This window comes from Kitasatospora sp. GAS204B (genome assembly GCF_029892155.1).
In the GTDB taxonomy this organism is placed as follows: domain Bacteria; phylum Actinomycetota; class Actinomycetes; order Streptomycetales; family Streptomycetaceae; genus Kitasatospora.
This window is the reverse complement of the sequence record NZ_JARZAG010000050.1, coordinates 1-12,914: the sequence shown is the minus strand read 5'-3', so window position 1 is coordinate 12,914 and position 12,914 is coordinate 1. Positions and strand designations below refer to the sequence as shown.

Sequence of the window (12,914 nt, the reverse complement as noted above, 5' to 3'; positions counted from 1 at the left end):
GCCGTGGCGCTGGCGGCGGTGCCGAGGGTGCACACAGGCCGTAACGGCGTCCGCGGTAGCCAGATTGACGATACGTCTGTTCATGGCTCCTTCTATCGACATGCCAGTTCTTGCACATCACGCTTTCTGATGCGCTGCTTGATGAGACTGCGCGGGGTGGATCACGCCCCTCTCACCCTTAAGTATCGCTGAGGGCCTCGAGAGCATGGCAAGCACTGATGTAACTTCAGCCAACGCCAGCACTATTGGAGTTGGATCTAAAGCTACGTCGGACTTCGATCCGTCGGAAGCGACGAAAGTCGATGCGATCACCCTGCCTTCGGCAGAGCCGACACCGACGCCGGGAATGGTTGAGCCCCGCCCACTGCCCAGACGACCCGCCGCCGGGTTGAGCCGCGCGGCGCACTAGTGTTCGCTGCCTGCTCCGCCTGGCCGGCCACCTCTCAGGACGTACAGCGAAGGTGGCAGGTGGCCGTCGGTCGCCGGTGGCGTCCCACTGTGTGCAACACCGTTGCGTTTGACTCCTGTTGGGGTTGTCAAGGCTCCCGTCCTTGATCATCTGGATGTCGAGGGTGTACGCCTGGGATGGTCGATTTCAACGAGAAGTAGCCCGTTTCCGCCTGCCATCTTGGGTGGTAATGCGCAATCAGGGCGCCCGGCCCGGTACTTCCGGCGCAGATGGTGGTCAGGAAGGAGCCGTCCGGCAGCGGACGGCGCACCGAGGGTCGCCGCTTGCGGGTTGAGCGCACCAGGAACGAGACGCGCCGGTCCCTGCCACGGTCCCCAGGAAGTCCACGGCGTCGTAGTTCGCCGGTGCCGTCCGGGCCGAAGGCCGCGCCGAGGAGCGCACGGGTGCCGCACTCGATTCGGGGTGCCGTTAACGACCGTGTCATGAGCCGCATATGCGGGTGATCTTTGGTCGTTTGTCCGCGTTGACCTGGGGTTGTCCGGCATGATGCGGGGCCATGGGGCGGCAGCCGGTGGGCATGGACGCGCTGGTGGAGCACTGGACGGTGCTCGATGACGAGGCGGACCTGGTCGCGGGGAAACGCGGCGGGACACGGGTGGGCTTCGCGCTGCTGCTGAAGTTCTACACCCGGCAGGGCCGGTTCCCGCGTGGCCGGGCGGACTTCCCGGACGAGGTGGTGGAGTTCGTCGCCCGGCAGATGAACGTGCCGGCCGCCGACTTCGAGTCCTACGAGTGGTCTGGGCGGACGATCGAGTACCACCGTGCCCAGATCCGCGAGCACCTGGGCTTTCGGGTGTGCTCGGTGCAGGACGCGGAGAAGCTGACGGCTTGGCTGGCCGGCAACGTCGCGCACGCCGAGCGGAACGCGGACCGGGTGCGCGAGGAGCTGTTGAAGCGGTGCCGGGAGGAGTTCATCGAGCCTCCGGCGCCGGACCGGATCACGCGGATGGTCCGCTTTCGCCCTGCACACCGCGGAGGAGACCTGGTTCACCACGGTCTTCGCCCGGCTGCCCGAGCCGGTGCGGGAGCGGGTGCTGGCCCTGGTGGCGACCGCGCCCGAAGTGGCCGAGGACGCGGACGGCGCCGAGGGCGACCAGGACGAGGACTCGGTGCTGGTGCTGGTCGGGGTCCCGGTAGTACTCGCCGAAAAAACAACGAAGTAGGCGCTGACCTGGCCATTTGACGTGGAATTGGTTGGCTATGCGGCCATCGCCTAGTTCAGGGGCCCGGTTCACATCCTGGTGGCCTCGTCGTGTTCGCGCAGCATCCGCATGACGGTGGCAACTGACGGGTGTTGGCCCTTCTTCTTGCCAGTGGTGATGACGAGCCGGGAAGCGATGTCGCGCAGGCTCATCTGCTGCTCGCGCAGGTGGAGGGCCATGGACAGCATGGCCTCGTCGGTGACATGCGCGCGCCGATGGTCTTGCCGCGCCGGCGGGCGGATTCGTGGCCTTCGAGGGTGCGGTCGCGGATGTACTCGCGTTCCATGCCGGACAGCGCGGCCAGTACGGTGAACACCACCCCGGATGGGTCGTGCGAGCCCTTCAGCTCCCCAGTGAGGAACTCCAGGCCGACATCGCGGGCCTTGAGGTCCTCGGCGAGCGCGGCGAGTTCGATGCCGCGGCCGAGCCGCTTGTGCTCGTGGACGACGAGGGTGACGTGCACACCGGAGGCGCGCAGTTCGCCGGCGAGGGTGACGGCCGCGTCCAGTTCGGGCCGCTTGGTGGCGCGCGTGGAGGTCTTCTCCGCGAAGATCCGGGTCGCCCCGGCCTCGGCTAGGGAGTCGAGCTGCGAGTCCAGGGACTGCCGCGCGGTCGATGCGCGGGCGTATCCGAGGCGGACGTGCCTACCCACCGGTAATCGAACCGGAAGTCCGTACCAGGCAGCACCGCTGGGCAATCCTTCCGGCCAAAGTTCCGGAAGTTCGTCGTGCTCTTCTTCGTGGTGCTCACGTCGGCACCAGTGTTTTGCTGTACGCGATCAAGCAACGACCGGCCGCGGTCAAGGACAGCGGGCGGTCCTCGCCGGCACCCAGGGGGACTACATCGATGGGTTAGCTACGCTCTTGGCATGCCGCTCACGCCGGTCTTTCAACGGCGTGTCACTAGACGGTCGGCATAGTTGATCACATCCCGCCGGGCCCCACCCCGCGGGGCTGTTCCATGGCTATTGGCATGCGCATGCCCGTAGTGGTCACTGATGGACCGTCAGGGGCCGTGTCAGCACGCACTCCCTCCCAGGAACTAAGGAGAAGATCATGCACTCTGCCACCAAGACCGCGCTTCGCGCCCTGGCCCACCTCCAGCGACGCGGATCCGCCAGGAGCAGCGCGCGAGGCCGCGTCGCCGCCGCTGCGGGTGTCGCCGCAGCCCTCCTCGCAGTGCTGCCCGGGGCGACGGCTTCGGCCGCCTCACATGCCTTGCCGAAGGCCCAGAGCACGGGCAGGGTTGCAGTCCCCGCTCAGGATGGCGCGGCGCATCACCTCTACAACCTGAACTCGGGCCTGTGTCTCAACGTTTCGGGCTACAGCCAGAGCCCCAGCTCCAGCACCCAGATCTGGAACTGTCTCAGCCCGTCCGCGGAGCAATGGCAGCTCCGCGGCGACGGCACCATCTTCAACCCGAACTCCGGCCTGTGCCTCAACGTCAACAACTACGCCACCAGCCCCAGCAGCCCGACCGAGCTCTGGGGCTGCAACGGCAACCCCGCGGAGCAGTGGCAGCTCCGCGGCGACGGCACCATCTTCAACCCGAACTCCGGCCTGTGCCTCAACGTCAACAACTACGCCACCAGCCCCAGTAGCCCGACCGAGCTCTGGTACTGCCAAGGCCAGCCCTCGGAGCAGTGGGTCACGTTCGACCTGCCCCAACTGCCGGCCGCATAGCCTGCCGGGGGTTGGGAGGAGATGAACGTGACGTGCGTCAGGGCATGCCCTGGCGCACGTCGCGTTCATCTCCTCCCAACCAGTTGACCCGGCCGACCATGCGGCGCTGGGCCGTTCTCTACTGGGCGCTGGCCACGTTCGGCATGCCGCTCTCCTTCCCCTGACTCTGGTGCCCGGGCAGCGGCCCGGGCACCAGCTCCACGACGCCCGGCTCCGCCGGTGCCGCCCCGCTCGGCCCTTCGGGCGTTTCCACGGCCAGTGCGAGGGAGCGTGCTCGGTCAGCGCCGTGCACACGGCCTTGCTGATCGTCGCCCGGTGTGCGAGGTAACCCGCCAGCAGGACGCCGGTCGGCGCGGAGTACGGGACGACGCGCTCCAGCCGGTTCTTGGTCGTCTCAGCGCGCACCCGCAGGGTTCGGTGGGCCGGGTCGAGGTCGTAGGTACGCAGCGAGCACAGCTCCTCCCGACGCAGCGCGGCGTCGTAGGCGAGCGCGAGCATCACGCGGTTGCGGACCGGCTCCTCGGCGGCGACCGTGAGGACGTCCATCCACTGCTGTTCGGTGGGAATCCACGGCAACCTCGTCAGCCTCGGAACGAGGCCGCGATCATGCCCGCCGCGCCGGCGGCCGGGCGTGTAGCGGCCTCGGCCGACCGGGTTGGAGTCGCGCTGCCCGTCCTCCATGAGGAAGTCGTAGAACAGCCGGACCGGCACCAGGCGCTGCTGAATGGTGGCGTTGGCCAGGCCCGAGCCCGAGTCGATCGAGACCACGTTCGCGCCCCGGCGGCTCGGCCGAGATGTCAACTCCCTTACATAGACGGCGATGTGTGCTCGATTGGCGGTCAGCGGGTCGACGTTCTCCCGCTCGCACACCTCCAGGTACTCGGCCAGCCCCCGGGCGTAGGCGTCGATCGTCCGGGGCGCCCGGCCCAGGTCGCTCCACACCTGCAACCACCCGGCCGCTTGCTCGTGCCGGCCGAGTACCGGCCACTTCTCCTCCAGTAGCACCGTGCCCAACACATCTCCTCAGTCCGTGGTCGTACCGCAGGGAGATGATCTCCACTGCGGTCAGATTCCACGTAACTGATACGAAGATGGCCTTCTGGGCGCGGCCGATCTCCAGCATGGCCTGGTAGGCAGGGTGGGAGGCGGCGCGGGTGAAGCGCGACAGGATCGCTTCGGTGGAGGCGGTGCCGGTGCGGATCGCGGTGGCGTACTTGATGACCTGGTCCCAGTTGGCGGCGATCACCTCCCAGCGGATCGGGCGGGTCATCGCCGCCGCCAGGTTCGGTAGGCCCCGCTCTCCCCAGCGGCCGGCCGGTAGAGCTTGACCCGGTTGATCTGCTTGATGCGGGGCAGCAGGTCGACGTTCAGCAGCCGCGTGATCCCAAAGCCAATTTCGGACTGGCCATGGCTGTCCACGTAGTTGCCTTCGAGGTTCATCGTGGTGCCGTGCTGCGACTACCGCCGATAGATGACACATACCGACGATGACTGTCACCATGATCGCTTGGCTGCCGGGGGAGAAATGACGGGTCTGCGCCTGTTCCGGGTTGACGGCGGGTCTGCCGAGGAAGTTGTCGGCTCGGAGGTGGAGCTGGAGCGGCATCTCCAGACCTTGATCGAGCAGAACATGGACACCATGCTCAGCGTGCGGTTCCTCGCCTCGGAGTATTCCACCGGACCGGTCCACGGTGGCCGGATCGACTCACTGGGTCTCGACGAGGACGGCAGCCCGGTCGTGGTCGAGTTTACCGACCGCGGGTAGTGCCGCCCGTGATGTCCGTCTGGGCCTGTGACTTGGGCGTCGCGGGCTCGTTTACCGACCGTGTCCGGAGCGCCCGTCATGTTCCGGAGTCGGTACGGAGGACGAGTGGCACGGCGAGTGGTGGTCGGGGATCTGAGGGTCCAGCAGATCGACCGGAGGGACGGGCGGCGGTCGTGGACGATCGTGTGGCCCGAGGGCAGTCTCCACGCGGAGGCGGACCGGTTCCTGCGCGTGTACGACGGGTCGGGGACGCAGAGGACCTACGCGTACTACCTGGTGGACCATCTGCGGTGGCTGGAGCGCGAGTGCTTGGCCTTCGAGAAGGTCGTGCTGCGGGACCTTGAGCGCTACATGGGCATCGTCGGCGCGGAGGTCCTCATGCCGCTCGGCGAACCGTGGCGGATCGGCAAACGCCCATACGGCCGCTCCGCGCTGTCGACCGCGGCGGCCTGCCTGAAGGGCTTCTACCTGCACCAGTCGTCCCTGGGCGTGAACTGCGAGCTCGGCAAGAAGCTCGACACCTCGCGGCTGCCCACACGGGCGGACCGGCGCCGCGCATTCCTGGGACACGTGAAGAACTCCCTGCCCACCAACCCGCTCGCGCCGACGCGGCCGCGCCGCCGACACCCGAAGATGCTCCCCGACGGTGCGCGGGACAAGCTCCTGGCAGTGGTGAACGCCGCCCGCGACCGGCTGGTGGTGACCTGGCTGGCCGACGGCGGCCTGCGGATCGGCGAACTCTGCGGGCTGCACCTGGTGGACCTGCACCTGCGCGAGGACGCGGCCTGCGGGGAGTGCCGCACCCCGCACGTCCACGTCTGCCACCGGCCCGGCAACCCGAACCGGGCCGAGGCGAAGACCAAGCTCCCCTGGCGCGTCGAGGGCGGCACGGTGACCGGCGGGCTGATCAAGCGGGTCAGCCCGGCGATGGTGCACACCTACTTCGAGTACCTCACCAGCGAGTACCCGCGCGGCACCCGGCACGGCATGCTCCTGGTCCAGCTCCACGGCAAGGACTCCGGGCAGCCATGGGCGCCGGTCGGGGCCCGCCGGATGCTCGGCCGGGCCGGGAAGCGCGCCGGGCTCGGCGTCGTGAAACCCCATGCCTTCCGGCATAACTTCACTTCCGCGGTACTCGACGCGGCCGGTGGCAACCTGCTGATCGCCCGGGACGCCGGAGGCTGGGCCTCGGCCGCGATGGTCGACGAGGTCTACGGGCACGTCGACATCCACGACCAGGCCTTCGACACCGCCCTGCGCACGGTCTGGGGTGGGGCCGAGTGACCGCGCCCTTCCTGGTGCCGCGGCAGGACGCCCGCACGCAACGGGACCGGCTGGAGGTGCTCACCGTGCTGATCAACGGGCCCGAGTTCGACCCGGCGTTGCGTGGCGGGGTGCTGAAGATCCCGCCGTCCCACCCGGTCTATCCGTGGAGCTGCACGGTCCCTGACTGCGCGCGGTCGCGCTGGCGGCGCTACGCGATGTGCTCGGTGCACGCCGATCAGTGGCAGGAGGCCGAGGCCGGCGGGATGACCCGGATCCAGTTCCTGCGCGCGGCGGAGCCGTTGGCGGCGTCGGAGGCCCCGGAGGAGATGATGTGCCGGATCTGCCCGCAGCGGCCGGCCTTCAGCCTGCGCCTGGTGGTGTGCTTCCGGCACCGCAACCGGTGGCTGAGCCACCTGAAGCGGCACCCCGGCGCCGGCGAGGAGGACGGGGAGTTCGAGAGGTGGCTGGTCGACCAGCAGCCGTGCCCGGGCTACGGTGAGTGCCGCACGGAGGTGTGCGACGAACTGGCCTCCTCGCCGCTGGGGTTGTGCGGCGCGCACGAGCGCGGCTACATCCGGGCTGGGCGTCCGGGCGGGGCCCGGCTGCCGAAGAACTTCTTCGCCACCTTCGAGCGGCACGGTCGCCCCGTCCCCATCTCCTGCGACGACCAGATCGCCTTCCGCGCCTGGTGCCGCGCGCAGTTGCCGGTGCACCGCACGGGGCGGATCTACCTGCGCGGCCTGCGGCCCCTGCTGCGGGCCGAGTTCCAGTGGGGCCTGTACGTCCACGGCCTGCAGCCCACCACCGTGTGGAACTTGACGTGGGTGCAGTCGCTCGCGGACGAGTGCCAGCGTCGCGACGTGGCGTCCCTGGCCGGCCTGGACCCGTCCGTCTTCCATCGCGGCTACCACCAGCGCATGGTCCAGGAGATGCAAGAAGCCCTGCGGAAGGTCTACTTCGCCCCCTCCGACACCCGGGATGCCGGCTACATCGAGACCGAGCACTTCGGAGTGCGCTTCCCCCACCGCTCCAGCTACATCGACCTGACCTGCGTCTCCCAGCGGTGGCTGCGCGACCTGCTGTGGGACCACATCGCCGACGTGCTGCGCTCGCCCTCATGCCCGCGCAGCGCCCAGCCGGTGGACTACCAACGCCGCGCGGGCGCCGAACTGAGCGCGTTCCTGGAGGCCGAGGCACCGGACGGTGGCCACGATCCCGGGGCGCTGCGCGAAGAACACACCCACCGCTTCGTCGCGGACCTGCGCAACCGCGAACGCCTCGGCCTTGCCTTCCGCGGCCAGGCCCGCCTTGACGGCAAGAAGTCGAAGGTCACCGAGAACATGCGCCGGATGGTGCTCAACTACGGCCGGGCCGTGCTGCGCGGCGCGCTGGACAACGGCAGCGCCGAGCGGATCGGCTTGAACCGCGCCTTCATCACCGCCATGCCGGTCGGCGGCCCGGGCACGCCCCGCAGCCGCAACCCCTTCCCCGACGAGGTCGCCCGCGCTCTCGCGGACGAGAGCAACCTGCGGCACCTCGCCGAGGACCACGACCCGCACGACCGCGGCCTGCGAGATGTGTGGGAGGCCATCATCATCACCGGCCGGCGCGCCAACGAGGTCATCCAGCTGCGCCTGGACTGCGTCGGCCGTTACGGCGGGCTGCCTGTGCTCTGGCACGACCAGACCAAGGTCGGCAATCTGAACGCGGCGATCCGCATCCCCGACCGGCTCATGGGCCGGCTTGAGGAACGCCGGCGCAAGACCCTGGCGCACTTCGCCGACCGCCACGCCGGCCGCGCGCCCACCTCCGCCGAGCGCGTCCACTTGGCCCTGTTCCCCACCGACATGCTCAACCCGGACGGCCGTCGCGCCCTGTCCTACACCTGGTTCCACACCGGTCTGCGCAACTGGATCACCGACCTCGACCTGGGCGGTCACTACGTCGCCCACCAAGCCCGGCACACTCTGGCGACCCGGCTGCTGCGGGCCGGGGCGAGCCTGACCCACATCCGCCGATATATGGGGCAGGTCAGTGATCGAATGGCGGAGCATTACGTCCACCTGACCCAGTCCGACCTCGACGACGTCCTCCAACGCGTCTGGGTCGCCGGCCCCGGCACCGCCAACCCCGGCGAACTCCTCACCGAGACCGCCACACCCCTCACCCGAGAGCAGGCCCAGTCCCTCGCGATCGACCTCGGCCGCCGCAGCACCCCGGCCGAGGGCGGGTTCTGTACCTTCCAGCCCGTCGTCGAGGGAGGGGCCTGCCCCTGGAACCTGGACTGCCACAACTGCGACAAGTTCGTCCTGTCCGGCGCCGACCTCCTCTACTGGCGGCGCAAGCGCGAGCAGTGGCGGCTGCTGGCCGAGGGCGCCCCCGACGACGCCACCGCCGACTACCTCCACCGCTACTTCGAACCCACCGCCCGCGCCATCGACGGCCTGGAGAGCGCCCTGGCAGGCCTCGGCCTCCTCGACGACGCCCTCGCCCTGGACCTGCGCAAACCCCAGGACTACTTCCACCGCGTGTGGTCCACCGCCTTCCGTGCAGCTGACCTCGCCGAGGCCGTCGGCGACGAACAGGGCGAGTACGACGACACCACCGATGAGGAGGCATGCGCGTGACCACCACCGTCCCGGCACCCCGCACAGCCGCCGCTCTGGCGGCCCGCCACCGCAGCACCGAAGCCGCCCTCGGACGGGTCCGCGACGCCGTCACCCGGCTCCGCCGCGAGAAGACCCAGGTCAGCGTCGCGGCCGTCGCCCGCCGCGCCAACGTCTCCCGCACCTTCCTCTACGACCACCCCGCGGCGAGGGCCACGGTTGCCGCCGCGATGGCCGAGGCCGGCGAACGCCGGACCCAGATGGTCACCGACCAGGACGACGTTCGCGAGACGACCTGGCGCGAGCGAGCCCTGAACGCCGAGGACGCCCTCAAGGCCGCCCACGCCGAGATCATGACTCAGCGCAACCGCATCGGCGAACTCCTCGGCCAGGTACGCGACTTGGAAGCCGAGTGGACCGAGGAGGCCATCCAACGGATCACCACCGAGAACACCACCCTCAAGCAACGCGTCCGCCAACTCACCGCCGACAACCGATCCTTCGACGAACGCCTCAAAGCCGCCCGCTCCAACCTGCGGTTTCAGGACCGGCGCGTCGCCGACCTCGAAGCCCAGCTCGCCGCCCCGCCAGAATGACCCACACCTGCCCGGTGGCCGCCTCACCCCGGCGAAGCGGCCACCGGGCGGGGTACACGATCAAGCTCGGGGCGAGGCTTCAGCCCAGGAGGTCTAGGAGGCGTTCGGCCTGCCGCTCGGCAGTTCCGGGTGGGTTCCGGGGATTGCTCGGGTCCTCCAGGGCGAGGACCAGGAGCCAGAGCAGCGAGAAGAGACGCCGACACTCGCGCAGGCGGAAAGCCTCGGCACCAGCCAGGTCGAAGAAGCCAAGGAAGCGTGCAATGTCGAACTCGCTGTCCACCCATACCGAAACGTGCTCGACCACGTCCGCGAGTTCGTACGCGCGGTCACTGCGGCCGGAGTCCTCGAAGTCCACCACCCGGACCTGCGTCCCATCCCACAGGAAGTTGGCAAGGTTCCCATCCGCCTGACCGAAGATCGGCGGCGCGTCCGGCTCGCCCGCAGTTTCCAGTCCCGACTGCTGAAACCACCTCATACCTGCGGCGACCGCCTGCGAGACGACCCTGCTGGGCACCTGCTCTGACAGCCGCTCGTGCCGAACGCGGATTCCGCGGCTGGCATGGTACTGGTTCCACAATCGGGGAGGGAGCTCGGCTGCCGCCTTCCGCGGGACGGACTCGTGCATGCTCGTCAGCGTCTGGGCCATGGATACGAGCTGGTCCGGCTCTATGCAGGTGCCACGCAGTGGCGATCCGGCCAGGCGTGACATGACGACGGTCGGGGGCGCTGCGGACAGATCCGCTTCGATTGGCGCTGGAGCGACACCTGGTGAGTATCTCTCCAGCAACGTGAGGGCTCGCCACTCCCGCTCGTGCTCGCCGTCGCTGAACGACCGGAACTTCTTGATCACAAGGTCGGGCAGCAGCTCGACCGCATGGGTCGTCCACGGGCTGGTCATCAAGATCCCCAGTCTCAACATCGACGTCGCTGAACGCGGACCCAGCCTGGCAGGCCAGCAAAGCCGACGACACCGTGGTGCTTGAGACGGTTCCGTCCAGGCGATGAGCAGTGTTCAGACAGTGCGATCGAGAACCACTCCAACGGGCGACATCAGTTGGTGATGACAGACCGTCACGGACATGTAGTCTATGAATCGTCGCAGTTCAGAGCTGGTATCCGAGCTCCTGCGGTCGGTAAAGTCGAGTACAAGCGCTCGCGCAGTGAGAACGTGATCAACCAGGCGCTTTTCTATTCTGCCTGGTTGCGGAACCACAAGGCTGAGTTCGAGGCGCTGGTGGCTCGGGGTCGAGGCGGCCGACGGTGTCGACTGGAGCAGTCCGCGGATCATCTGTGTGGCTGCGGGGTACAGCCGCTACGACGTCCACGCGATCGGCGAAATGAACCGCCGGATCGCCTCGTCCGTTACCAGCGCTTCGAGGGGGACATGCTGGCCCTGGAGTTGCACGCCTCGGTGTCCAGCGGTCCAAGTACGCCGGTCAGAAGCGAGGTTGACGGGATTCAGCCGTGCCGCTGGCGGCCCGGGGCGCAAGACTGTCCGTGAGGCGATCGAGCGTGCTTCGCCGGCCCTTCAGCAGTTGTACGCCGATCTCGATGCCCGGCTGCTCGCCCTGGGCGATGGCCACAGTGTCGAGCTCCGGCAGTACATCGCCTCCCGGCGCAGGTCCAACTTCGCCTGTGTGAAGGTCCTGTCGGCTGCGGACGCGCTCCTGGTGTTCTTGCGGGTGGACCCCAAGTCCGTCTCCTTGGAGGCGGGGTTCAGCCGTGACGTGACCGGTGCTTCATTGATCGCCTCCTCTCCCCATGGCCACCAATCCACCGGATTGGAGGCGTGCTGGAGCAGGTACGGCGACGTCGCGTTCGCGAGTCGGTTCATACCGGCATCGTCGCACGACCCGGACCGTCCAGCCCAGCTTCCACGCTCGACCTCACCCAGGCACCAGTCGCGGATCGCTAGTGCAGCGCCGCACTGATCCTGCGAGGGTCAGGTGGCCTTGAGCGGGGTGCCGTCGTAGGTCCATCGGAAGGGGCGGGCTTCGTTGTCGTAGGCAATAGTGAAGTCGCGGATCTGGTCGATGAGGTCGTCCCGGGAGGTGAACTCGCCGCGTCGTAGTAGTCGGCGGGCCAGGATCGAGAAGAAGATTTCGACCTGGTTCAACCACGAGGCGTGTTTGGGCGTGTGGTGGACGGTGAACCTCGGGTGGGCCGCGATCCAGGCCCGCGTGGCCTTCGAGACATGTGACGATCCGTTGTCGAGGACCAGCTGGATCGTCAGGGCAGGGTCGATGCTTCCGTCCAGAAGCCGGTGGCTGCGGGCGATGGCCGCGTTGGCGACACCGTCGGCGGCAGCCAGGGCCACCGCAGCTCGCTGGATGCGCCGCAGAGGGGCGGTGCGCGAGTGGACCAACTGCTCCAGAGCCGCCCGCTGGTTCTTGTCCCAGACCACCGTGAACGGGCTGTGCGCCGGCATGACCCACCCCTGGATTCGTCGAGCGTCGGTCATTGTCGCGCGGACGGGTGGGGCCGGCGGCGGACAGCCCCACCGGGGCCGGGGCCGGTGGCAGGATGACCGCCATGGCGAACACCCGGCGCGCGAAGCCGATCTCCCGCTCCCGGACGACACCCGGAAGCGTCGTCCACACGATCAAGGTCACCCTGCGTGGTTCCCGGCCCCCGATCTGGCGCCGGCTGGAAGTGCCGTCAGGCACCACGCTGCAGCAGCTTCACCACCTGATCCAGGCGGCCTTCGGCTGGGAGGACTACCACATGTGGGCCTTCGAGGCCGGGCAGGAGCGGTACGGGGTCGCCGACCGGGAACTCGGAATCCGCAGCGCGGCGTCCAAGCGGCTCGACCAGGCCGCCCCGAGCGTCGGCGACCGGCTTGGCTACACCTACGACTTCGGCGACGACTGGGAGCACGACATCCTCGTCGAGGCCGTCACTGACGCCGAACCGGGTACCGCCTACCCCCGCTGCCTCACCGGCCGCCGTGCCTGCCCGCCCGAGGACTGCGGCGGGATGTGGGGATATGAGTACCTCATCGAGATCCTCACCGATCCCGGCCATGAAGAACACGACGAACGCCTCGAATGGCTCGGCCTCGACACCGCGGACCAGTTCGATCCCGCTGCCTTCGACCTGGCGGAGATCAACAGCGCACTGTCCGGCTTCGCGGCCATCCTGATCGAGAACTGACGCCCCAGGGTGTGGCATCGATCGCCCCGGCCACCACGGCCGGGGCGATCCTGACCCTCGCAGGATCAGTGCGGCGCTGCACTAGCCTCGATCTTTCGTGACGGTCCGTCGGTGCGTTCGACGGGCCATTTCGACTTGTCCGGGTAGTGGTGGGCAGGCCGAGGGCCCGGCTGTC

14 protein-coding genes and 2 pseudogenes are annotated in these 12,914 nt (G+C 68.6%); 8 read left to right on the top strand and 8 right to left on the bottom strand.

From position 1 onward, the window contains the following. The first annotated feature begins 965 nt into the window (after positions 1 to 965). Positions 966 to 1,652 carry a DUF4158 domain-containing protein gene (locus P3T41_RS35850; protein WP_280694844.1) on the top strand — a complete coding sequence of 229 codons (687 nt, stop codon included), beginning with the start codon at positions 966 to 968 and terminating at the stop codon, positions 1,650 to 1,652. Between the two features lie 48 nt (positions 1,653 to 1,700). Here P3T41_RS35850 and P3T41_RS35845 read toward each other — a convergent pair whose 3' ends face one another. Together P3T41_RS35845 and P3T41_RS35840 are read right to left on the bottom strand one after the other, a co-directional pair. After that, positions 1,701 to 1,850, bottom strand: coding sequence for a hypothetical protein (locus P3T41_RS35845; RefSeq protein ID WP_280694843.1), 150 nt, complete (start codon positions 1,848 to 1,850; stop codon positions 1,701 to 1,703). Continuing rightward, positions 1,820 to 2,323: a recombinase family protein gene (locus tag P3T41_RS35840; RefSeq protein WP_280694842.1), complete on the bottom strand. Its 504-nt coding sequence runs from the start codon at positions 2,321 to 2,323 to the stop codon at positions 1,820 to 1,822. Before P3T41_RS35840 ends, P3T41_RS35845 begins: the two co-directional genes overlap by 31 nt. Before the next feature lie 403 nt (positions 2,324 to 2,726). Here P3T41_RS35840 and P3T41_RS35835 point away from each other — a divergent pair, with 403 nt between their 5' ends. Together P3T41_RS35835 and P3T41_RS35830 are read left to right on the top strand one after the other, a co-directional pair. Next, a complete protein-coding gene (locus P3T41_RS35835; protein WP_280694841.1) occupies positions 2,727 to 3,353 on the top strand; it encodes an RICIN domain-containing protein in 627 nt (208 codons plus the stop codon). A 32-nt stretch (positions 3,354 to 3,385) separates the two neighbouring features. After that, entirely contained in the window at positions 3,386 to 3,517 is a 132-nt protein-coding gene (locus P3T41_RS35830) for a hypothetical protein (RefSeq protein WP_280694840.1), read from the top strand. Between the two features lie 160 nt (positions 3,518 to 3,677). Here P3T41_RS35830 and P3T41_RS35825 read toward each other — a convergent pair. Both P3T41_RS35825 and P3T41_RS35820 read right to left on the bottom strand, forming a co-directional pair. Then, positions 3,678 to 3,899: pseudogene (locus tag P3T41_RS35825) on the bottom strand (site-specific integrase); the annotation flags it as partial. Positions 3,900 to 4,619: 720 nt separating this feature from the next. Beyond that, a pseudogene (locus P3T41_RS35820) lies at positions 4,620 to 4,796 on the bottom strand (Tn3 family transposase); the annotation flags it as partial. A 28-nt stretch (positions 4,797 to 4,824) separates the two neighbouring features. Here P3T41_RS35820 and P3T41_RS35815 point away from each other — a divergent pair. The 4 genes from P3T41_RS35815 (at position 4,825) to P3T41_RS35800 (ending at position 9,586) form a co-directional block, all read left to right on the top strand. Then, positions 4,825 to 5,118 carry a hypothetical protein gene (locus P3T41_RS35815; RefSeq protein WP_280694839.1) on the top strand — a complete coding sequence of 98 codons (294 nt, stop codon included), beginning with the start codon at positions 4,825 to 4,827 and terminating at the stop codon, positions 5,116 to 5,118. Positions 5,119 to 5,223: 105 nt separating this feature from the next. Then, the gene (locus tag P3T41_RS35810) at positions 5,224 to 6,402 is read left to right on the top strand and encodes a tyrosine-type recombinase/integrase (RefSeq protein WP_280694838.1); all 1,179 of its coding nucleotides are present in this window, start codon (positions 5,224 to 5,226) and stop codon (positions 6,400 to 6,402) included. After that, positions 6,399 to 9,011 (top strand): site-specific integrase, encoded by a 2,613-nt coding sequence (locus P3T41_RS35805; protein ID WP_280694837.1) that lies wholly within the window; start codon positions 6,399 to 6,401, stop codon positions 9,009 to 9,011. Before P3T41_RS35810 ends, P3T41_RS35805 begins: the two co-directional genes overlap by 4 nt. Beyond that, positions 9,008 to 9,586 (top strand): DUF6262 family protein, encoded by a 579-nt coding sequence (locus P3T41_RS35800; RefSeq protein WP_280694836.1) that lies wholly within the window; start codon positions 9,008 to 9,010, stop codon positions 9,584 to 9,586. Before P3T41_RS35805 ends, P3T41_RS35800 begins: the two co-directional genes overlap by 4 nt. A gap of 79 nt (positions 9,587 to 9,665) precedes the next feature. On the opposite strand, the gene P3T41_RS35795 is transcribed toward P3T41_RS35800, so the two are convergent. The 4 genes from P3T41_RS35795 to P3T41_RS35780 all read right to left on the bottom strand — a co-directional run bounded on the left by P3T41_RS35795 (position 9,666) and on the right by P3T41_RS35780 (position 12,014). Further along, positions 9,666 to 10,484, bottom strand: a complete 819-nt coding sequence (locus tag P3T41_RS35795) for an aminoglycoside phosphotransferase family protein (RefSeq protein ID WP_280694853.1) — start codon at positions 10,482 to 10,484, stop codon at positions 9,666 to 9,668. 538 nt (positions 10,485 to 11,022) lie between these two features. Next, a complete protein-coding gene (locus tag P3T41_RS35790) occupies positions 11,023 to 11,169 on the bottom strand; it encodes a hypothetical protein (RefSeq protein ID WP_280694854.1) in 147 nt (48 codons plus the stop codon). Then, a complete protein-coding gene (locus tag P3T41_RS35785; protein ID WP_280694835.1) occupies positions 11,115 to 11,420 on the bottom strand; it encodes a DUF255 domain-containing protein in 306 nt (101 codons plus the stop codon). The genes P3T41_RS35790 and P3T41_RS35785 overlap by 55 nt, the downstream gene beginning before the upstream one ends. 108 nt (positions 11,421 to 11,528) lie before the next feature. Continuing rightward, on the bottom strand, positions 11,529 to 12,014 hold the full coding sequence (locus tag P3T41_RS35780; RefSeq protein WP_280694834.1) for a transposase: 486 nt from the start codon (positions 12,012 to 12,014) through the stop codon (positions 11,529 to 11,531). A gap of 104 nt (positions 12,015 to 12,118) precedes the next feature. On the opposite strand from P3T41_RS35780, the gene P3T41_RS35775 reads away from it, so the two are divergent. Next, positions 12,119 to 12,739, top strand: coding sequence for a plasmid pRiA4b ORF-3 family protein (locus P3T41_RS35775; RefSeq protein WP_280694833.1), 621 nt, complete (start codon positions 12,119 to 12,121; stop codon positions 12,737 to 12,739). Positions 12,740 to 12,914: the final 175 nt, after the last annotated feature.